The organism is Coprococcus comes ATCC 27758 (genome assembly GCF_025149785.1).
Taxonomy (GTDB): Bacteria; Bacillota; Clostridia; order Lachnospirales; family Lachnospiraceae; genus Allocoprococcus; species Allocoprococcus comes.
On the sequence record NZ_CP102277.1, the window covers coordinates 41341 to 63155 of the forward strand.

21 protein-coding genes and 1 pseudogene are annotated in these 21815 nt (G+C 37.3%); 14 read left to right on the plus strand and 8 right to left on the minus strand.

Features of this window, described 5'->3' with window-relative positions; genetic code table 11:
* Window positions 1-22: 22 nt before the first annotated feature.
* The 6 genes and pseudogenes from NQ556_RS00215 to NQ556_RS00240 form a co-directional block, all read left to right on the plus strand.
* Window positions 23-1561 (plus strand): L-threonylcarbamoyladenylate synthase, encoded by a 1539-nt coding sequence (locus tag NQ556_RS00215; RefSeq protein WP_055248207.1) that lies wholly within the window; start codon window positions 23-25, stop codon window positions 1559-1561.
* On the plus strand, window positions 1543-2172 hold the full coding sequence (gene upp, locus NQ556_RS00220) for a uracil phosphoribosyltransferase (protein WP_022220333.1): 630 nt from the start codon (window positions 1543-1545) through the stop codon (window positions 2170-2172). The genes NQ556_RS00215 and upp overlap by 19 nt, the downstream gene beginning before the upstream one ends.
* Window positions 2173-2183: 11 nt before the next feature.
* Complete coding sequence (locus tag NQ556_RS00225) at window positions 2184-2672, plus strand: deoxycytidylate deaminase (RefSeq protein ID WP_008375533.1); 489 nt, start codon at window positions 2184-2186, stop codon at window positions 2670-2672.
* 313 nt (window positions 2673-2985) lie between these two features.
* Window positions 2986-3192, plus strand: coding sequence for a pro-sigmaK processing inhibitor BofA family protein (locus NQ556_RS00230; RefSeq protein ID WP_008375529.1), 207 nt, complete (start codon window positions 2986-2988; stop codon window positions 3190-3192).
* Between the two features lie 319 nt (window positions 3193-3511).
* On the plus strand, window positions 3512-4438 hold the full coding sequence (locus tag NQ556_RS00235; RefSeq protein WP_147356970.1) for a P-loop NTPase family protein: 927 nt from the start codon (window positions 3512-3514) through the stop codon (window positions 4436-4438).
* Window positions 4413-5264 (plus strand): annotated as a pseudogene (locus NQ556_RS00240) (CpaF family protein); the annotation flags it as partial. The gene NQ556_RS00235 and the pseudogene NQ556_RS00240, both read left to right, overlap by 26 nt.
* Before the next feature lie 277 nt (window positions 5265-5541).
* On the opposite strand, the gene NQ556_RS00245 reads toward NQ556_RS00240, so the two are convergent.
* The 7 genes from NQ556_RS00245 to NQ556_RS00275 form a co-directional block, all read right to left on the minus strand.
* Window positions 5542-6717 (minus strand): IS110 family RNA-guided transposase, encoded by a 1176-nt coding sequence (locus NQ556_RS00245; protein ID WP_204575752.1) that lies wholly within the window; start codon window positions 6715-6717, stop codon window positions 5542-5544.
* 642 nt (window positions 6718-7359) lie between these two features.
* A complete protein-coding gene (locus tag NQ556_RS00250) occupies window positions 7360-8274 on the minus strand; it encodes a DUF6551 family protein (protein ID WP_055155695.1) in 915 nt (304 codons plus the stop codon).
* A 2-nt stretch (window positions 8275-8276) separates the two neighbouring features.
* Window positions 8277-9197 (minus strand): hypothetical protein, encoded by a 921-nt coding sequence (locus NQ556_RS00255; protein ID WP_055145197.1) that lies wholly within the window; start codon window positions 9195-9197, stop codon window positions 8277-8279.
* Window positions 9184-9600, minus strand: a complete 417-nt coding sequence (locus tag NQ556_RS00260) for a hypothetical protein (RefSeq protein WP_044999283.1) — start codon at window positions 9598-9600, stop codon at window positions 9184-9186. The genes NQ556_RS00255 and NQ556_RS00260 overlap by 14 nt, the downstream gene beginning before the upstream one ends.
* The gene (locus tag NQ556_RS00265; RefSeq protein WP_055145192.1) at window positions 9560-10348 is read right to left on the minus strand and encodes a hypothetical protein; all 789 of its coding nucleotides are present in this window, start codon (window positions 10346-10348) and stop codon (window positions 9560-9562) included. The genes NQ556_RS00260 and NQ556_RS00265 overlap by 41 nt, the downstream gene beginning before the upstream one ends.
* Window positions 10345-12198 (minus strand): recombinase family protein, encoded by a 1854-nt coding sequence (locus NQ556_RS00270; protein WP_129879754.1) that lies wholly within the window; start codon window positions 12196-12198, stop codon window positions 10345-10347. The genes NQ556_RS00265 and NQ556_RS00270 overlap by 4 nt, the downstream gene beginning before the upstream one ends.
* A 129-nt stretch (window positions 12199-12327) precedes the next feature.
* On the minus strand, window positions 12328-12717 hold the full coding sequence (locus NQ556_RS00275) for a helix-turn-helix domain-containing protein (protein ID WP_008374249.1): 390 nt from the start codon (window positions 12715-12717) through the stop codon (window positions 12328-12330).
* 225 nt (window positions 12718-12942) lie between these two features.
* Between NQ556_RS00275 and NQ556_RS00280 the strand changes: the two genes are divergently transcribed.
* The 7 genes from NQ556_RS00280 to NQ556_RS00310 all read left to right on the plus strand — a co-directional run bounded on the left by NQ556_RS00280 (window position 12943) and on the right by NQ556_RS00310 (window position 19227).
* Entirely contained in the window at window positions 12943-13158 is a 216-nt protein-coding gene (locus NQ556_RS00280; protein WP_015525605.1) for a hypothetical protein, read from the plus strand.
* A 124-nt stretch (window positions 13159-13282) separates the two neighbouring features.
* Window positions 13283-13603, plus strand: coding sequence for a helix-turn-helix domain-containing protein (locus NQ556_RS00285; protein ID WP_013976760.1), 321 nt, complete (start codon window positions 13283-13285; stop codon window positions 13601-13603).
* Between the two features lie 57 nt (window positions 13604-13660).
* Entirely contained in the window at window positions 13661-14134 is a 474-nt protein-coding gene (locus tag NQ556_RS00290; RefSeq protein WP_129900264.1) for a chemotaxis protein CheY, read from the plus strand.
* A gap of 124 nt (window positions 14135-14258) precedes the next feature.
* Window positions 14259-17057 carry a DNA methyltransferase gene (locus NQ556_RS00295; protein ID WP_204575754.1) on the plus strand — a complete coding sequence of 933 codons (2799 nt, stop codon included), beginning with the start codon at window positions 14259-14261 and terminating at the stop codon, window positions 17055-17057.
* 1246 nt (window positions 17058-18303) lie between these two features.
* Window positions 18304-18471, plus strand: coding sequence for a transposon-encoded TnpW family protein (locus NQ556_RS00300; RefSeq protein WP_015513594.1), 168 nt, complete (start codon window positions 18304-18306; stop codon window positions 18469-18471).
* A gap of 73 nt (window positions 18472-18544) precedes the next feature.
* Complete coding sequence (locus NQ556_RS00305) at window positions 18545-18784, plus strand: hypothetical protein (RefSeq protein ID WP_008374227.1); 240 nt, start codon at window positions 18545-18547, stop codon at window positions 18782-18784.
* Window positions 18785-18849: 65 nt separating this feature from the next.
* Window positions 18850-19227 carry a hypothetical protein gene (locus NQ556_RS00310; protein ID WP_008374225.1) on the plus strand — a complete coding sequence of 126 codons (378 nt, stop codon included), beginning with the start codon at window positions 18850-18852 and terminating at the stop codon, window positions 19225-19227.
* Window positions 19228-19659: 432 nt separating this feature from the next.
* On the opposite strand, the gene NQ556_RS00315 is transcribed toward NQ556_RS00310, so the two are convergent.
* Window positions 19660-20457, minus strand: a complete 798-nt coding sequence (locus NQ556_RS00315; RefSeq protein WP_129880098.1) for a helix-turn-helix domain-containing protein — start codon at window positions 20455-20457, stop codon at window positions 19660-19662.
* A gap of 241 nt (window positions 20458-20698) precedes the next feature.
* On the opposite strand from NQ556_RS00315, the gene NQ556_RS00320 reads away from it, so the two are divergent.
* Window positions 20699-21802 carry a tyrosine-type recombinase/integrase gene (locus NQ556_RS00320; RefSeq protein WP_055164292.1) on the plus strand — a complete coding sequence of 368 codons (1104 nt, stop codon included), beginning with the start codon at window positions 20699-20701 and terminating at the stop codon, window positions 21800-21802.
* Window positions 21803-21815: the final 13 nt, after the last annotated feature.

Genomic DNA, 21815 nt, shown 5'->3' on the forward strand with positions numbered 1-21815 from the left:
GGATAATGCTATAATGAAACACATGGAAACAATAATAAAAAAAATAGACAGAAACCAAATAGATCAGGTGATTATGGAAGAAGCCGGTTCAATCCTGAAGAATGGCGGTCTGGTGGCATTTCCGACAGAGACAGTCTACGGACTGGGGGCAAATGCGCTTGATGAGGAGGCAGCGAAAAAGACCTATGCAGCAAAAGGACGCCCGTCAGACAACCCGCTTATCGTCCATATTGCGAGACTGGAGGATCTGGGTGCGATCGTTGAATCTGTACCACTTATTGTAGATGAGATCGCGGCACATTTCTGGCCAGGGCCACTTACGATGATTTTCAATAAGAACGAAAAAGTTCCGCTAGGAACAACCGGTGGTCTGGAAACGGTCGCTGTGCGTATGCCGGATGATGAGATTGCCCGTGAGCTGATTCTTGCAGGAGGCGGATATGTATCAGCACCAAGTGCCAACACATCCGGAAGACCGAGCCCGACGACAGCACAGCATGTGGCAGAGGATTTAAGTGGCAAGATCGAGATGATCCTGGATGGAGGAAGTGTAGATATCGGAGTAGAGTCTACGATTCTGGATATGACGGTGACTCCACCGATGATTCTGAGACCGGGAGCGATCACAAAAGAGATGTTAAGTGAAGTGATCGGTGAGGTGGCTGTGGATGAAACTTTGATTTCAGAGAACAGCACAAAAGCACCGAAAGCACCGGGAATGAAGTACCGTCACTACGCGCCGAAGGCAGAGATGATCATTGTTGACGGAGAGCCTGAAGAGGCTGTTCGGGCGATCAAGCAGATTGCTTACGAGCAGGTAAGACTTGGATATAAGGTGGGGATCATTGCGTCTAATGAATCGGTTGATCAGTATACGACCGGTGTAGTAAAATGCATAGGTTCCCGTGTGAATGAAAAGACGGTTGCGAGAAACCTTTATAAAGTTCTACGTGAATTTGATGAAGAGGAAGTTGATTACATTTACAGTGAAGCATTTCCGGAGGCAGGTATCGGAACTGCGATCATGAACCGGCTGGGCAAAGCAGCAGGACATCATGTACTGCAGGCATCTGAGATCACGAAGCTTCAGGATTACCGCAGGATTGTATTTGTGAGCAACAGCGCGAACTGTCGTGCTCCGATCGCAGCAGCAATTCTGAAAAAGCAGCCGCTTTTCCAGGAATACGAGGTGTGTGCGAGAGGACTTGTGGTTCTCTTCCCGGAGCCACTGAATCCGAGAGCAGAAGAACTTCTGGCGAGACATCATATTGAGACAGAAGGATATGAGACTGTTGCATTATCAGAAGAGGAATTTGGGGAAGATACGCTTGTTCTGGCAATGCAGGACAGTATCAAACAAAAGATACAGAATGATTATCCGGGAAAAGGACAGGTTTATACACTATGTGAATTTGTAAATGGAAGCAAAGAGATTCCGTCTGTATATGGTCAGACACAGGAACAGTATGAGCAGATGTATGAGCTGATCCAGGGGTATGTCAAAAAACTTGCCAATAAGTTAAACGAGGAGGCAAAAAACAAATGTCAAATGTACACGTAATGGATCATCCGCTGATTCAGCACAAAATCGGGATTATCAGAAGAGAGGAAACAGGTTCAAAGGATTTCAGAATGATGATCGGTGAGATCGCAATGCTGATGTGCTATGAGGCAACCAGAGATCTGAAATTACAGGATGTCGAGATCCAGACACCGATCTGCAAGATGACAGCAAAAGAGCTTGCGGGAAAGAAGCTTGCTGTTGTTCCGATCCTGAGAGCAGGACTTGGAATGGTAGAAGGTATGCTTGCGATGATTCCGGCTGCAAAAGTAGGTCATATCGGTTTGTTCCGTGATCCGGAAACTCTTGAACCGGTAGAATACTACTGCAAACTTCCGGCTGACTGTGAAGAAAGAGAAGTATTTGTAGTAGATCCGATGCTTGCTACGGGAGGATCCTGTATCGCAGCGATCCAGATGCTGAAGAACAGAGGCGTAAAAAATATCCGTTTTATGTGTATTATTGCAGCACCGGAAGGAGTAAAGAAGCTTCAGGAAGCTCATCCGGATGTTGAAGTGTATATTGGAGCATTGGATGAAAAGTTAAATGAACATGGATATATTGTTCCGGGACTCGGAGATGCCGGAGACCGTATTTTCGGAACAAAATAGAGGAACCGATTATGAGTGGAAAAAGACAGGATTATATTTCCTGGGATGAATATTTTATGGGAGTTGCCATTCTCTCGGGAAGACGGTCAAAAGATCCGAATACCCAGGTGGGATGCTGTATCGTAAGTGCAGATAACAAAATTCTGTCAATGGGATACAACGGTCTGCCACGAGGCTGTTCGGATGATGAATTTCCGTGGGAACGGGAAGGTGAGGATCCGCTGAAGACAAAGTATGTATACACCGTACACAGTGAACTGAATGCAATCTTGAATTACAGTGGAGGAAGTCTTGAAGGAGCCAAACTTTATGTATCGCTTTTTCCGTGCAATGAATGCGCAAAAGCGATCATTCAGAGTGGAATCAAAGAAGTAATCTATGATTCAGACAAGTATGCAGATACAACTTCTGTAAAAGCATCTAAAATGATGTTTGACTGTGCCGGGGTGCGATATCATCAGTATCACCGGACCGGGCGAAAAGTGGAAATTGAATTATAAAAGATATGTGGAAGTGCCATTGGACTGCGAAGTGCAGACAGTGGCGCTCTTTTTTTCATAGGAAATTCCGAAGGAACTTCCTATGAAAAAAAGGCACTGCGTGCCGGAGATGCGCACTCGCACGAAGAAGAATGTCGCAAGCGGTCTACGCTCCGCTTCGGTCGTTGCTTAACGAGCGCCACTGGCGCTCAGCAACGCGCTCGGCGCGAGAATGTGCCGAGGCACATTCTTTCTTACATAGGAAATTCTTTTCAGAGGTAAAAAACATATCTGTGTGAAAAAGTTCATAAGATAGAGCAGGAGGTGGCGGAGCATGAAAAGAAGAGGATCATGGCAGATAAACTTTATTGTCAGGGCTTTGACAGGAATGGGCAGTATTTTTCTGGTCAATCAATGGATGGACTATAGAAACATTCCTGTTTCTGTCGGACTAAATGTCCTGTCATTTTTTGTGTCCGGATGTCTTGGAATTCCGGGAGTTGCCATGCTTTATGGGATTATGTTTTATCAGTTTATGTAGGTGTTGCGCAAAACGTTTTTTTCTGGTTTAAAGCTATGGACAAAGGGAAAAGTGGCGCATATAATACGTCTTACAAGAGAGGCAAAGCAATAAGTTAGAAAATCAAAAAATCAGTTTCAGCAGTATTTATATTCTGATAAATACTGTGTCAAAAAAGGAATGCAAACGTGTTCCGTCATATGCTATTCGGCATTTGATTCAAAGTTTGAAAGAAAAAGGGCGGACATGCCGGAAAGGAGCAGAGCAAAGAATCGACAGAGAAATTTTAATTTGTGATCCAGAAGAAGAGTATGTCAGAAGACTTGCGGAGGCGCTGCTTTTGAAAAAAGAGGTGACAGCAGGAGTGCGAATCTGTTCGTCGCCGGAAATGGTACAGGAGTTACTGAAGATTGGTCTGATAAAGGTATTGTTGATCAGTGAGGATGTTCCATATGAAAAAAGAAAGCAGATTTTTACCGGGAAGAGAATTATTCTGACGAGACAGCATTGTGTGGATCTGGGAGAGGAGGAAACGGAGCTTCGGAAATATCAGCCGGTTGACGGACTGATGACCGGGATTTTAAAAGGACTTCAGGAAGAGAAGTTTCCGGGATCGTGTGCGGATAACGGAAATGGAAGAATCCTTGGAGTATATTCACCGGTTCACAGAATTGGAAAGACAACGTTTTCACTGAAACTTGGGAAAGCACTGGCACAGTCAGAGGACGTGCTGTATCTGAATCTGGAAACCTATGCAGGCATGGGAGGATATTTCCGGGATCAGGATGCTCCTGATCTGGCAAATGTTCTTTACTATGCAAAACAGGAAAGAGATGATATCGGGATACGGATTGCATCCATGGTAAAAAGAATGGGTGATCTGGACTATATCCCGCCAATGAAAGTATGGACAGATCTTCGTGCTGTGCATACAGAGGAATGGAAAACTCTATTTGAAAGACTGATCAGCCAAAGTGTATACAGCGTGATCATTCTGGATATCGGAAATGGGATGGAGGATGTGTTTCAGCTGTTAAGGCTGTGTGACCAGATTCTCATGCCGTGTGCGGAGGATGTATATGCGATGGCAAAAATTGCGCAGTACCAGCATATGTTGAAGGTACTGCGGTATCAGGAGCTGGAGTCGCGTACCATGTATATCAATATGGGGAAAAATATGCGTCAGACAGTAAAAGAAACAGTTGAGTTATTAAAAGAAAGTACAGAAAAGAGGTTCTTCTATGCGGAGGGCAGAACAACTTCATGAAGAAATTCTGGCGCAGATGGATCTGTCGAAGGAAGCAAGCGATGAAGAGCTGCTGGAACTGATCCACAGGATACTGGAAGAAAAATCGAAAGAAGAGTTCATTCCGCTTGGAGAAAAGGCAATTCTCGGGAGAGAGCTTTTTAACGCGTTCAGGAAGCTGGATATCTTGCAGGAGCTGATCGAGGATGAAGAGATTACGGAAATTATGATCAATGGAACGCAGCCGATTTTCATCGAGCGTAACGGAAGGATTTATGAAACCGATAAAAAGTTTCTTTCAAAGGGAAAGCTTGAAGATGTGGTTCAGCAGATGGTAGCAGGCTGTAACAGGGTTGTCAATGAGGCAACACCGATCGTAGATGCGAGACTGGAGGATGGCTCCAGAGTAAATGTGGTGCTGCCGCCGGTTGCGCTCAATGGACCGATTGTTACGATCAGAAAGTTTCCGAAAAGCAGGATTACGATGGAGACGATGATCGATACAGGCTCTATCGGAAAAGAAGCGGCAACAATGCTGATCCAGGCCGTGAAGGCAAAGTATAACATTTTTATCAGCGGAGGGACAGGATCAGGAAAGACAACCTTTCTGAATGTATTGTCGGATTTTATTCCGAAAGAAGAACGTATTATTACCATTGAGGACAGCGCGGAACTACAGATCACAGGGATTCCCAATCTGGTGCGGCTTGAAGCACGGAATGCAAATGTAGAAGGAACAGGGGAGATCAATATCCGTGATCTGATCAGGACAGCGCTCCGGATGCGACCGGAGAGGATTATTGTCGGTGAAGTCAGAGGAGAAGAAGCACTGGATATGTTACAGGCGTTTATATGTACTATATAATAATTATATATATAACGTATATAAGGATGGAAAATATAGATTAGAGGGAGGGGCATAGGAACGATATGAACATTAAGTATAGGTTATTGTGTAAAAGGTTAATAGAGGAAAGACTAACTATTAAAAGTCAAGTCTAAAATGAAAATTTTTTGAATGAATTGCAGAAATGCATTTCAGATATATTTGAACCTTGAAAACTGTATGACGAAAAGAGCATCATTATTGGTGCTCAAAAAAAGGAGTATTGAATTAGAAAAATTTAATCAGCCTTGATGTATTGCTGGTTAGTTTTCTCAAGATGATAAATGACTCGAACCAGCTTTTTGATAGCATGAGATATAGCAACGTTGTAATGCTTGCCTTCGGCTCGTTTCCTTGCCAGATATTCAGCAAACGTCGAATCCCAATGGCAGACATATTTGGCCGCATTGTATAACGCATACCGCAGATATCTGGAGCCTCGTTTTTCCATGTGTGAGTAAGCACCATCAAGTTGACCAGATTGATAAGTAGAAGGTGAAAATCCGGCATATGCCAGGATTTTATCAGGAGAATCAAAACGATTGAAATCACCTATTTCTGCAATAATCATAGCGCCCATACGATAGTTGATTCCAGGAATGCTAAGGATTGGAGAATGGATTTCATCCATGATGATTTTGATTTCGTTTTCTATTTCATCAATTTCAGAGGTCAGTTCCCGGATAAGCTTGATAGTATGTTTCAATTCTAATGATTTTGCAGGCATATTTGAGCCTATAGAGGTTCTTGCAGCATCTCTGAATGTAATGGCTGTTTCTTTACCATATCGACCTTTTGAGGCTTTAGTAAGAAGATTGGTAAGTCTGGTAAGATGAACATTAGCGACTTGTTTAGCACCGGGAAATTCAGAAAGCAATGCATAAACAGATGCCATATGAAGCGTTGGTACTAACTTTTCTAATTCAGGGAATAAGATACAGACCAGTCTGGAAACGGAAGATTTAAGCTTTGCCCGTTCCTTAACTTTATCAAAACGATAACGGGTTAGTGACTTCAACTCTTCGTTGTGGTAAGATGTATCTGAGTAGGACTTCAAGTTCACATCAGACATCAGCATAGAAGCAATCGTACGGGCGTCTACTTTATCCGTTTTCGTCTGTCTAAGGCTAAGACTTTTTCTGTACAGATTAGTATGTAACGGATTGATAGCATAGGTGGGCAAACCTTTATCAATGAGATAACCGAGGAGATTGTAACTATAGTGTCCAGTGGCTTCCAGTCCTACTTTTACTTTTGATACATCTTCCATAACGGATTCAATTTTTTGATAAAGTTCAGTGAAACCAGTCAGGTTGTTGGCGATGGTAAAAGCTTTAAATAACACTTCTCCATCAGAGTTAGTGATAAAGCAATCATGCTTATCTTTGGCGACATCAATTCCGACGTAAATCATAAAAAATCTCCTTAAAAAAGTATTAATGCTGTTTTAGAACCACAGGGAACTCCTTGTGATTGTAACCTCGTTCTAAATAAACCGTCATGCGGTATCTAACTGATTAACAAATGAACAAAGAGACTGTGGTTGGAGCCTTTCCTAAACCATCAAGTGGTAGGAGTGTGAAACCAATCCACAGCACCTTATATATCATAGTCGAACCTGTAGAAAAGGTAAAGAAAAGGACTATGACTTAATAGTTATGAAGACCTTGGAGAGGGTCTCTAAACACTACTACTATATAATACGAGGAAGAGAGTAGGTGTCATTCAATATTATAATGTACTGTTCATAATGGAGTTAGTGTCAGATAAAGACATATGGGCTTTAGAACAGTGGATGAATGGTATAAATAACATATATATGAAAGATATACATAATTGGTGTAGAATACATTTTGTTAAATATCACACTGTATTTGTTTACAGGAAAGAGTATCCGGTAAAAGCAAATATTTGGAATGGGTATTCATATATAAGGTGGCGGATGGAGCGGTTGATGAATTTGGGATAAGATAAAATAGTGATTGCATGAAAGAGAGCCTTAAAGCAGGGTGTTCTTTTGAAAGTATGGATAGAATTAAAGGCTGAAGGCTCTGCGCTATTCGTTTGGCAGAGCCTGAGTATTCTCTTGATCCGTAGAAAATAAATCTAACTGACCTTCTGGAGTGGAACTTTGACCGGATTCATCTTCAGTTGATGGTTCTCTTTTTTTGGGTGTTTTATGAGTGTATAATTTCTCAAAAGGAAGTGAATACTTGGATTTTTTATTGTATTCTAGTAAAAGAGCTTCTGCGAATCCTAATGAACCGGCACGACGTTCTCTGGCAGTACGACTGATTTCTCTGACAGAGACACGCCCAACTTTTTCTTTGAAGGTGTCATCTTTCATTGTTTCTCCATAAGCATTATCCAGACGGGCAATAGCATTAAGCATATTGGAACTAAAGGACATAGGCGCACCTTCCCATGTGGCAACACAAAGGCGTAAAACACGATCAAGAGTGTGAAAACCATATTTTTCATAGATATTAATTAAAGTGGATACAGCACATATACCTCCGGGGCGAGAGGAAGAAGTAATAGTGAGATCATATGATTCAACAAGGTCACGAATAATAAGTTCTCTATCATTACCAGCTTCAATATTAGCCATGAATATTTCATAAGGTAATAACGATTTGACATATTTCATCTGATTTGCAAAAATATCTGCTTCTTGGGTGTAAACAAGATCATCATAAACCATACACCAGACAGGAGTTTCTCTTGATCCAGAGACGAGAGCAACAATCTCTATAGTGTGTTGTCCGTTGAACACATAATTTATCCCATCACGTCTACTTACTTTTACAGGGTTTATCTGATAAAGGTCAAAATTAGCTGCAGCACGCTGAACGTGTTTGATGGAAAGATTACGTTGATAATCTTGATTTGAACATAAATTTTTAATAGGTATTTGCTCAAAATGCACTTGGGGAACAAACTTTTGTAAATCTTCGGTATTTCCATCCATAATTATATTTCCTCCAATTTTTTTAAAATATTATTTGTGGTTGATATTAGACACATAAGCTGATATTTAAGCTTATATTTTGCTGTATCAGATGCAATTTTAAAATCTGAAACTTTTAATACTCTTTCGATAGAACTGTTCCACGAGGGAATCGTCAATGTAAGACTTGCAATTTCCGCATCTGGATCAAATTGTGGCAGGTTGCGTATTGAAGGAATAGAAACGGAAGATTCTTTCCTTAACATCGGTTTGGCGTAATTATTCCATAGTAATTCCCTTTTCATATCATGATAACTGAGATGTTCTATCTTTTCGGCAAGAAGGTAGTTATTTAGACTTAAAAGTTGCTCTTTTGGTAATCCTGAAAGCTCAATAATATTAGCTTGGGAAATCCAGAGTTGACCAGAACGAACTCGTTTGACAAAATCCGGAACTTTTTCATCAATTATATCTAGTGCACTACTGTAAGCAGAATATTTGTAAACGGTAGCCATTGCTACATTACATTCTTCGGATATTTTTTTTGCTGCGATGCTTGCACCGGAAATATGAGATTTATTCGTAGATGAAAGTTGTCTTGAAACTATAATTTTTTCAGCATCATATTTTTTCCCAATCAGGTATTTTTTATTGATATTGGTTAAATCCTCTCGTTTAAGTTGGTCAGTACATATCCATGAAATTACATCTTCTTTACTGGAAAAATGGAGTCTTTTTATTCGGAAAGGAATACTGTGTTTACGAAATAATTCATATGCTTCTATACCATTAATGACAATACCATTCCATGTGCAGATGGGGGTGTGATAGGAATGACATAATATCTGTTGTTCAAGTTGTTTATAATCTTTTTCACTGAGATATTGATACAAATTGGTGAATTCTAGTTTTGTTTTTAATGTATATATACTATAATTGCGCATACTCATCTCCCATTATTTCTGATTTGAATTCTGTTTGTGGCAGTTTTGTGATGATGTTATCCATGGAAAATAGAGCTATTTTTTTATCTGGGTAAATATTGCCTTCTAAACGAAAAATGTTAAATTTCTCCCAAGAAAGGTTAAGTTGGGAAAGTGAATATAGTAATTCTCGGCTGTACAATTCATAACTGTTACCATTGATGACAAAATAATCCTTAACTTTATGTGCCAATTTATCCTCCGCACAACTAGCCTTTATACCTATCATTTTTTGATCAGGATTAACAAGAAGTTGAATATATTCTGGGTTACCAATTTGACGGAGTGTATTGCGGTGGATTCGTATACGATTCTTTTTAAAGTCAATACATATTAGTGGATGGGAAGAGTGTTTGTTGTTCATAGGATTTTTCCTCACTTTCTGCTGTTGATGGTTCTTTTGCTTTTTCTATGGATTTATCAGTTGCCTTCTTCTTTTCTTGTATGTCAAATACTGCGTAGCCTTCAAATATATTGACTTGCATTGATTTTTGATGTTCTTCCACTGGAATACCGAACTGATTCTTCCATTCTTCAGGATAAGAAGGTGTCCTAGCAGTGGTTACAGTTCCATTGTCTTTTAGAGTACGAGGAAATATTTCAGGTGAAGTTAAATCGAAAATGAACAGTATTTCATTGCCAGAACGAATTAGTTTGCCGAGAATCTTGTACCGATAATTAGGATTCCAGTCCATGAGAGATATCACTTTAGCAAAGAAAATTCGACAGGTGATTTGTTTTGGCGAACGCTTTTTTCCAGAGGAACACCAACGAAAAGAGTCTTTTTCTTCTTCTCGACAGGGACGGACAGCCAGTTTTTTTTCAATGGGATTGACTAATATTTGCACATATTCGACATCGGGTAGTTTTTTTATGCAGGCGGTATTTACAGATACCTTGTAGTTATTAAACGTAAACGAAGGTTCGTAAATATGAGCGAAGAATTCGCCACGTACAACTTGATAACCGTCATAGCTGAAAGAATCATCGTCAATGACTTCCATTTGATTTGAGGGGCTGGGCGCGACTGTTATTGGCATAGGTGTGTTGATTTTCATCATATCAGAAGGTTCTGTAGTCATATTCCATTGATTTATAGGTTGCTCGCTCATTGGGTGTCTCCTTTAATTTCTGTAATAATATTCTTTATATTTTGTATAATGGTTTCTTTGGGAGTGGTTTGTAGCTCGGGTTCTTTATAAGGTTTACTTTCTGAAGCAGTCTGCCAGTTTTTGTCTGCTGTAAATTCTGTTAATTCTGGCGCTTGAGACTGAGTATAGTAATTATTACCGAAGCTATTCATCCAGTCGGCAGGATAAGCTAACACACTCTTAGAATCAGATATTGTATCAGGCATGTTGTTATTGGGGGCGGATACGTCGTTGGTACTTGTCGGTATTCGTATTTCTGTATCGTCCATGTTGAAAATAAGGACATTTTCATTGCCTTTTTGGTGGGCAACTCCTAATATTCTATATTTGCATTTTTTGTCCCATTTAAATATCTCGTATAATGTTGGCAAAAATGCAGCGCCGGAAATTGGTTTTGGAATAAGTTGACCATCTTTGAGACGTGACCACTGCACTTTATTTTTTGTTTCAGAGGAACATGGTCGGATAGCAAGTAGTTTTGAGCTTGGGTGTATTAGCAGTTCGACAAATTTTATGTTTGGAAATTTCCGTATAGCATCTTTGTTAAAAGAGATCTGTTTATATGAAAAAGAAACAGAAATCCGACCAACAGAGGAGAAAAATTGTCCTCTGGCAACTTCATAGTCTCTTAAATCGAAGGAACCGGCGGAAGCAGTAATTGTATCAGGTACATTCATATTTGCCGGTTTAAGGACGCTTTGAGATGCTTCAAAGTAGTCTCTAGCTTTAAATCCAGACCATCTTGGATTAATGCTTATAAATCCACTTAGAGAGCCTTCTTGTATCACATGTAATTCTGGTAAAATCTCTTTATTTCCATATTTCGCATTTGTAATTAATTTTTGAACAGCTATGAAATCATCTCGGGAGATAATAGCTTCGTGATGTCCGACTTTTCTGTATTGATTACGGTCTTGATTGTTTTTCCTTGATTTATGGTCAAGATAATTAGGAGTCCATGTTTTTCTCGCCAGAACATCCCCACAATGGCGTTCATTTTGAAGGATTTGTAGTATGGTACTGGATGACCAGACATCATTATTCTTTTTTGTTTTACAACCGAGTTCTGTCAAAGAATCAGCAATTTGTTGAGTACTGCTTCCATTCAGATACATATAAAAAATAAGCTGCACAATTTTAGCTTCATGTGGATTGATTACAAGATCTCCATTTTCGTCTCGGTCATATCCGAGCAGAGGAGGTGTAAGGAATATTCCCCGACGAAAACGCATTTCAATGGAAGAATTCATAATTTCACTTTTGGTATGACTTTCTTCCTGTGCAAGTGTTGACATGAATGACAGAATCATTTCGCTTTTGGGATCAAGAGTATTTAAATGCTCTGTTTCAAAAAATACACCGACGGGTGGACGGAGTGAAGAAAGCTCTCGTACATATCGGATACAGTCAACAACGTTTCTTGCAAATCGGGATACACTTTTTGTTATGATTAAATCAATTTTTCCGGCTTCACAATCTTCAATCATTTTTTTGAATGCATCTCTATGTTGAAGCGAAGTGCCTGAAATGCCTTCGTCGGCATATATTTCGACAAGCATCCAATTCGGATTTTTATTTACTACATCCTGATAATGATTTTTCTGTAATTCATATGAGGATGTTTGGCGTGGATCATCCGTAGATACCCTTGCATATACAGCTACTCGTAGTTTTTTTTCTGTTTTAAAAATATCCTCTGGTGGAAGTGCCGGAATTACTTCCAGTTCTTCTGGATCAATACCTTTGTATCTTTGCCGGATTCTGGCTTTCTGTTCATCAATATTACTGCTTCGTTCTTCACTTTCTTTCATCAATAGCGACATCCTTTATAGTTGATATAACTATCATAGAATTTTTGGATTGAAAAAGACATAAACCATCAGTTAAGTGATTAACAGATGGTTTATGTAGAAATAGATATTTGATTGTTATTGAATGATTTAATAATCATTCGGGTTATCAGCATCGTAATTGTGTTTTGAGGATAGATGCCAATCATTGATTCGTAAAATATTCTTTATGGCTGAAAGAACCTCGAATATGTAACGTTTTTCAGTGCTGGTACAATCTGCCATTAATAAATCAATATCAGTTTGATATTCCGTAGGATTGTATAACAAGTTTCCATAGAGTAATTCATCAATAGTAATTTCAAGGGCATTGCTAATTTTGATTAAAGATTCTAAACTGGGTTTACGCTTGGCATTTTCTATATAGCTTATATAAACAGTAGAAAGATCAGCGATTTCAGCCAGCTCCTCGGCAGATAATCCTCGTTGTTTGCGGGTTTCTCTTATACGTTTGCCTATAAGTGCATAATTTATTTCCATGTCCTCACCTCCTTTCCATCACAACTTGACTTTTTTGTGTTGTAGATAGAAAAAATGGTGAGTTATACAATAGTAATTGGTTGTATAAAAAGAAGTATATCATATGTATATAGCAAAAAGAAGATTGTCGATTGATGGGAGAAAAAGGCGATAAGTTGTAATTGAACAACAGCGAAAAAAAGGTTATTATTTATGTATTAAAAATTATGTCTGAGAGGAAAATACATGGCAGATAAAGAGGAAATTAAAACACTGGAGGAATTAGAGGAAAAAGGAAGAATACTGCGGGAGTACAAAGAAAAATTCCGGCAGATGTGCCAAGAAAATAAAATGATAAAGGGTTCGACAGTGCTGAAACTATATGATAAAATTGAAGAAATACAAAGAGAATATGAGCATTTAGATAATAAGCTGACATTAATGGAATACAACTTTATATAGTTCTATTTTTTTTGTTTTAATACTACTGTTTCCCTTAGTAAATACTTGCAAGATACATCTCTAATATTTTTTCGGATTTCTAGTTACAATTAAGGTAACTACTATCGGAAAGAGGTGTATTTACTTGCGTACAGAGGATTATATTGCGGACAATATTATAGCTTTATGTAAAAAACGTGATATGAGTAAATATCGGCTGTCACAATTGACTGGTATATCTCAATCTTCGATTGGAAAAATTATTGCTAAAGAAAGTTTACCCACTATGCCTACTGTAGAAAAGATATGTGATGCACTGGGAGTAACAATGGCACAATTCTTTGCCGGAATGGATGTTCCAGTAAGCTTATCAGAATCACAACAAGAGGTTTTGAATATTTGGAATAATCTTGATGAAAAAGAACAGAATGTAGTGATACAAATGCTCCGGGGACTTCAAAAATAAAGGAAACAGTTGTAACGAAAATGTTGACTGTTTCTTTTTTTATGGAGTTGGGAGATTATGGTGATTGAAAAGAAATATTATGATATTGCACAGCGTGAATTGGAAGAAATGCAAAGAGAAATTAATGCAGAAAAAGCGCAAATGTCAGAAGAAGAGATACTAGAGGATAAAAAATGGCATGATGAACAATTGGAAACAATTATAAAAAAGGCAGAAGCTCATATGCGTTGTTTTAAGAAAGTTCCAGATCCTCAAAAAGTAGTGAAATTCACTTTTTTACAAAAAGATGCATTGGAAATTGCACGAAATATGCAGATGAATATAAAAACTGAGCGTAAAGAAGATGATTTATGGGGGACGATAGAAATGTCATTTAATAATATGTGGTTTTTAGATTCGGCTCCTAGTGAATGGAAAGAAATTTGGAATAACTTGATGAAAGAAGCTCAGAGAGTGTATATAGAAGCAAAAGATAACATGGTCATGTATCAATATTATTATGATTTGGCGGTAGAAGTTCCTTGTGTGTAGACAAAATACAAATAATGATATATGAATGCTGTTCTGTAATAATTTTATGATATACTGTGGATATGATATGTAAAAATAGTCGGAGAAAGATTTGTGAATGTACGATTATTTAGGAGGAAAAAGCATGACAGATGCAGAACAAAGAGAGGCTGCCCGTCAATTTGTAAACCGATGGATGGGAAAAGGGAAAGAAGATGAAGATGGACGTTCTTATTGGATTGATTTATTGACGAATGTTTTGGGAATGGATAATGTGACAGAACGTTTGAACTTTGAAAAGAAAGTTGTAATTGATGGAAATACAAAACGTATTGATGTATATATTCCTGAAACACGAGTAATTATTGAACAGAAGAGTCTTGGAAAAGCATTGGATCAGAAAATCAGGAATTCAGGAGATGTTGATCTTACTCCATTTGAACAGGCAGACAGATATAATGGGAAGCTGACTTTTGATGAAAGAGCTCGGTGGATTGTTACGTCAAATTTTGCTGAAATTTGGATTTATGATATGAACCAGAAACAGCCAGAACCGACAAAGATTGCTTTAGATGAATTACAAAGCAAATATCCATTGTTGGACTTCTTGGTGAAAAAGGAAGTAAAGACAATATCGCATGAAATGGAAGTATCAATAAAAGCAGGAGGTATTGTTGGGCTTATTTATGATGCGTTTTTAAAACAATATCGTATACCAGATATTAAGGAAAAGGATGAAACATTTGAGCAGAAAGAAAAAAGAGAGCATAAACTAAAGAGCCTGAATGCTTTATGTGTGCGAATTGTTTTTTGCTTGTATGCAGAAGATGCTGGTATTTTCGGAAAGAGAAATATGTTCCATGATTATTTGGAAACATATGAAGTAAAGGATTGCCGGAGAGCTTTATTAGAATTATTTAAGATATTGGATACACCTGTATCAGAGCGAGACGAGTATTTGGAGGAAGAACTTGCTCAGTTCCCGTATGTAAATGGTGGGTTATTTGCTGATGAAACTATTGAGATACCACCTTTTACAGAGGAAATTAAAGAATTACTTCTTACAAAAGCGTCAGAAGATTTTGATTGGAGTGATATTTCTCCAACTATATTTGGAGCGGTATTTGAATCTACATTAAATCCTGAGACCAGACGTTCAGGAGGAATGCATTATACATCTATTGAAAATATACATAAAGTTATTAGTCCGCTTTTTTTGGAAGATTTGCAAAAGGAATTTGATAGTATTAGAGCAATTCAAGTGAAGCGTACCAGAGATAAAAAATTGGAAGAATTCCAAAATAAATTGGCATCACTTACATTTTTTGATCCTGCGTGTGGTTCTGGAAATTTCCTTACAGAAACATACTTGTCGCTTCGTCGTTTGGAGAATGAGGTGATAAAGGAAAAAGTTGGCGGACAAATGACATTGGTAGAGGTAAATAATCCAATTAGAGTTTCTATTCAGCAATTTTATGGAATAGAGATTAACGATTTTGCAGTTACAGTTGCAAAAACGGCTTTATGGATTGCAGAATCTCAAATGTTGGAAGAAACGAAAAATATTGTGTATGGATTTAATGATGATTTTCTTCCTTTAAAGACATATGTAAATATCACAGAAGGAAATGCATTAAGAATTGATTGGAATGATGTAATTCCTGCAGAAAAATTATCGTTTATAATGGGAAATCCGCCATTTGTAGGAGCACGTTGGATGGCGTCGGAGCAGAAGGAAGATGTTGAGAAGATATTTGAAGGATGGAAGAGTATAGGAAATCTTGATTATGTTAGTTGCTGGTATAAAAAAGCAGCTGACTATATGGGAAATTATAATATCAGAGCAGCATTGGTATCAACTAATTCAATTACACAGGGAGAAAGTGTTTCGATTCTCTGGAAACCGCTTTTTGAATCAGGTGTACATATTGATTTTGCATACAGAACATTTATATGGGATAGTGAAGCGTCAATAAAAGCGCATGTTCATTGTGTAATTGTTGGCTTTAGCAGAGCTGTAAATAATAGGCAGAAAATAATTTATTCAGGTGAGAACGCAATTCCGGCGAATAATATTAATGGATATTTGCTTGATGCAGAAAATATATTCATTGAAAAAAGAATGAAACCATTGTGTAATGTTCCTGAAATAGCATTAGGTGGGCAAGCAATTGATGGTGGATTTTTAATATTGACGGAAGAGGAAAAGGAAGAGTTTTTGGAAAAAGAACCACAGGCTTCTCCGTTTTTTAGACATTATATGATGGGAAAAGATTTTATTGATCGAAAGCCGAGATATTGTATTTGGCTTGTTGGAGCTGATCCTGGATTATTAAAAAAATGTCCGATGATATTAGAACGGGTGAATAAAGTACGTGAATTTAGACTTAGTAGTACAAGAGCGAACACAAAAAAAGCGGCTGAGAATCCAACTTTATTTGCATCAATACTTGAACATAAAAATCAATATATTGCGATTCCCAAAGTTTCTTCTCAGAATCGTAGATATATTCCAATGGATTATTTAGATGGTGAAATTATTCCGGGAGACAAATTATTCACTATGCCAAATGCATCATTTTATGAATTTGGTGTATTGATGTCGAATGTTCATATGGCATGGATGCGAGCAGTGTGTGGAAGATTAAAAAGTGATTATAGTTATTCAAACACAATAGTGTATAACAATTTCCCGTGGCCTGTAGTAACGGAGAAGAATCGGGAACAAATTGAAAAATCGGCACAGGAAATTTTGAAAGCAAGAACATTATATCCTAATAGTAATCTTGCGGCTTTATATGATCCTTTAACAATGCCAGCCGAGTTACGGCGAGCACATACTGCAAATGATAAAGCTGTTATGGCTGCGTATGGCTTTAGTACAAAAATGACGGAAGCAGATTGTGTGGGAGAGTTGATGAAATTATACCAGAAAATGCAATGATAAAAGTTTATAGAGCTGTTTTTTGCTCAAAGTAAAATATTTGAAAACATAGAATATTCCAAATCCATAAAAGCTGAATGAAAACCAATATGGGAATTTTACAGGTGGTACAAAATTTGTAAAATTTTCATATTGGTTTTTTTGTAATCTGTAAAAATTATAAATTTGGATATCAAGTAAGGTTTCGGATTTTTGATTTTTATGTATTTTTCAATTTTGGATATGGCTCCGAAATTGGCAATTTTGCGGAAGTGTATCCACACTTCCTGTCCTTGCTATTTTTTAATCACATGGTGATTTCACAGGGATATAGGGCTGTTTAGCCTATTTTTTCTCCCTGTGCTGTGACCGAAGAAATTCGAGGAACCAATTATATATTTATGCTGAATGTGAGGAACTGGGGAGCACAATCCTCAGCAAGATTCCAACATCCGAAAAATGCCGTATTGCTAAAATAGCGATATGGTATTACCGGGGTGGATCTTGCTCTAGTGTGTACTGAGACCTCGGCATAAATAGAAAAATGGGTTTGGGGAATCCCCAGCAAGATGAAAACCTGATGAGAGAATATTGTGATGAAAGACAATATTGTTAAACACAGGTGGATCTTGCTCTGGGGTAAGAAAGAAGTATCTTTATATTATCAAAATGATATTTGGAGTTTATGTTGTTGGAAAGTCGTAAGCAGGAAGATAACTTCAAGTTGTTGGTGCAAATATAATGAATAGAAGTGTCCAGTACATTTTTGGTGATGGGTATTTTGGTGGAATCCATTTTTATTTATTTTTGAATAATAAAATTTTGAATCTGCAGCCGATTCTGCCTGCCGGACAATGTTTTTAGATATCTGTAAACGTCACGGACCGGAACTTGATGAAGAACCATCGGATGATGGAAGAAAGTATTTGGAAACACGATAGAAGCAAACGCTGTACTTATCGTCTTGTCTGGCAGGGAAGATTATTAGGCATTAACCAGAGAGATATCGGCAGAGAAAACAGAAGTGATAGACAATGATATTTGTTAGATATGCTTCTTGTCGTTGGCTGCATCATATTAAAACGCTTTTTACGTTAAAAAAGTGCTGTGATCACAAGGCTTTTTGCAAGCAAAAATGAAAAGGCTATATATAGGTAGCCTGTGAAACTGGAAGTGCCCATTTTGGGTCTGATTTAAAGAATAATGTTCTGACAGAGACCAATGGAATGACTCTCTGCTGGGGCTCCAAAAGAAAGGAGAAATGATTATGGAAAAAATGATGAATACAAAAACAGAGGGTAACACATTTACAAAGAAAATCGGGCAGACAGTCTATGTTGTCCGTTATCATTTCAATGAAAATGCAAAGGAAACAATGCAGGAGAAGATTAACCGGATGCTGGTTACAGAAGCAAGTCGACAGGCAGTGTATTAAAATTAGGTGGATGTAATTGAAGAAAAAATATGATATCATGTGAGTAACAAATCGGTATTTGGAGGTAATTTAAATGGAAAACAAAATTGTAGGTGCTATTTTCTGTTTCATGTCAGCAGTTTTAATTTCTGCACGATATATTTCTGCTGCGATATTTATGAGTGGAGTAGTTTCGTGGAATGCCACTTTATTTGCAGCCGGTCTTGAATGTGTAGGTCCTTTTTTAGCAATAGCGGCTGGTATTGCGTTTATTATTGGAATCCTTTTTCTGGGATATGGGCTGTATCTGGATATTAAAAAGATGAAGAAGTAGAACAATTCCCATTTATTGGGAAGTCGCTGAGAACGAAAAATCGGAAGTTTTAAAGGAGGAATACCATGGGATTATTTGGTAAAAGCAAAAAAGAACGAGAAACAGAATACATGAGCAGATTAGATGTTCCATCGTGTTTAAAAGAAGATTTTGAATTGATTATTGATGATATATTTACAATTATGGGAGTTGGAACAGTTGCCACAGGAAACATATTAACAGGGATGTGCAGAGAAGGGGAAAATGCATGTATTTATAAAGCAAATGGAGATATCTTAGAAACCAGAATTACTACTGTCGATGTACATACAAAAGAACGAAAAGCAAATGGTTGTGGATATAAAACAGAGCATGTTGGACTTGGGTTACGAGGAATTTCCAAGGAACAATTAGAAAAGGGTGATAAAGTACTTGTAAAGAATGCCAATATGTATGGAATGTAATTACAAAATAATCATTTTGTAGAATTCAAAAATTTAATATGAAATGTGAGATAGAGCGTATGGAAATAATCTATACGTTCTATTTTTTTGCCTTTTTTGAAAAAGTGATTAAAAAACTATTGACATTTTGTTACTGGTAGAAGCAGATGGTTATAAAAAGCTTTTGATAACTATGAGTGCAAAAACAGATAGCTGCGAAAATTTATTATGAGCTAATAGCAAAATTTGATATTTTGTGATATTGAGGGTATGGGGAATCGTAATCTCCATTAAGTTCGTCAGAGAATCATAATCCAGAAATGGGATTTTGAGTTACTCTAGGCGATACTTGCTTTAGAAAATGATTTGCCATAATGAGTTAGAACATGGGAGGAGGAAGCGTTAAAAAAAGAGAGAGCCATAAGCAACTCTCTCTGTGATAAAACCAAAAAGTTATAGTATCAGTGATTCGGTAAGATTACAAAAATCCTTAACAGGAATATTTTCTTTAAGTGGTAAAGCTGTCTCTAAAAAGGTTTCGTCTGCAAATCTTTCGAGTTCAGAATCAAAATGTATAATAGAAGCATTTGTATTTAATTGGTATGGCGGAATTGTAATAAAATAATCATAATCTTCATAAGAAGGAGTGGCGCAAGAAACTTTGATTTTTCCGTCCAATTTCAATTTTGCAAATTCTCCATAAATGGCAGTTAAGGCTTTTTTTCTTTCTTCATCAGAAGTAATTCTATCTACATATCTAATATACCAATAATCTATAGTTCCCTCTTTTAATTCAATTAAATAATCGTATGATCTGGGTGTTCCGGATTTTATTGTCCATTCAACTTTATGCAGACTTGTCATCATGGAAAGTCCACGCATTAAGGTAGAAAAAAATTTTTCATGCACCTGAACAGTAGAGAGATCCAGAGAAAATCCATTGTCTGCAATTATCTTTTTCCGTTCCTGTATTTTCTTAGAAGAATATCCCGTTGCATCATATAATTCTTGGATAAGTTCTGGATCATCAATGGCTTTTGCAATTTTATCAATAGTGCTTTTATATGGTCTTCCAGATCGGGCACCGTTGAGCATTCGTGAAATGGTTGCATTATTTAAGCCTGTTTGTTCAGATAATTCTTTTTGTGTTTTTTTCTGTAAAATGATTTGAAGTATATTGATGAATCTTTCCTGATCGTAAACGCTGTCAGGATTTATTAGTGTGCCTGAATTTGATATAAATTCGTTCATGCAAATCTCCTCTTGACTTCTTTGACTTTGTATAAATTGACTTCTTGTATTTTATCTTATCAATTATATCCCTAAAAATCAATTTAAAACATAAAGAAATCAAAAAATGCTTTATTGATATTCTTGCAAAAGTCAAAGAAATCAAAAACGTAATTGACATTTTGACTTCTTTGTGTATAATGTAGAATTAAGAAGTCAAAGAAGTCAAACAAATCAAAACGAAAGGAAGGAGGGCTGTGGATTGAAATATAGGGTTGTTTCGGTTTTGAAAGATAATAGACCACGTTTTTTGATTATTTCTGATATTGAAGAAATTGAAATCCTTCCATCAAAGTATTTGAAGCATCTGGATCAGATTAATACTTCTCCGAATACTGTAAAATCCGCAGCCTTCGCACTTTCATATTATTACAATTATCTGCAGGAGCAAACGATAGGATTGGATGAGATTACATTGCTATCCTATTCAGAGCAGAATAAACATTTTATTGATTTCTTGTATTGGGTTAAGAGTGGAAAGCATACTGAGCATAATACACAGACGAGCAATAAGACCTGCAATATGTATCTTGGTGCAGTCTTCAGATACTACCAGTTTTTGGCACTGGAAGATGTTTTGCCAATGCTTAAAGTCTTACGAGTAAAAAAAGTATCATATTTTGACAGTATGGGAGTAAATCATCAAAATGCAGTGAATTCGTTTAAAGGTTTCTTCAAAGAAGAAGAACCTAATCTGGAAGAAATAACATCCGAAGAAATACAGGAGCTGATAAATGCCTGTACGAATGATAGAGATCGATTGCTGATAGCAATGATGGCAGAAACCGGTCTTAGATTAGGGGAAATTCTAGGAATCCATTATACCGAAGATATTGATTTTGAAAGAAGGACGGTTCGGGTAAGGTATCGTGAATCCAATACCAACTTGGCAAGAGCAAAAAATGCAGAATATAGAATGGCTTTGTTAAGTAATACAACTTTTGAGTTCTTGGTTAAGTACATTTCTGATAACCGAAAAAGTCTGATGAACTCGGAGTATCTATTTACAAAATTAACTGGAAAAAACAAAGGAGAGCCATTAGATGCGGATTCTGTGTATAGCATGTTGAAAAGGCTATCCAAAAAAACGGATATCAATTCCCATCCGCATCAGCTCCGACACTATTTTGCGGAGGAAAGAAGAAAAGAAGGATGGGATTTGAATGACATTCGTTTTGCCCTGGGGCATAAGAAAGTTGAAACTACCATTAAATACTTGGGTGAAAATAATGAACGATTGGTAGAAGCGACAGATCAATACTACTCAAATAATGAAAATTTATACCAAATTGCAGATTTTCTGTAAAAGGAAGGAGGGA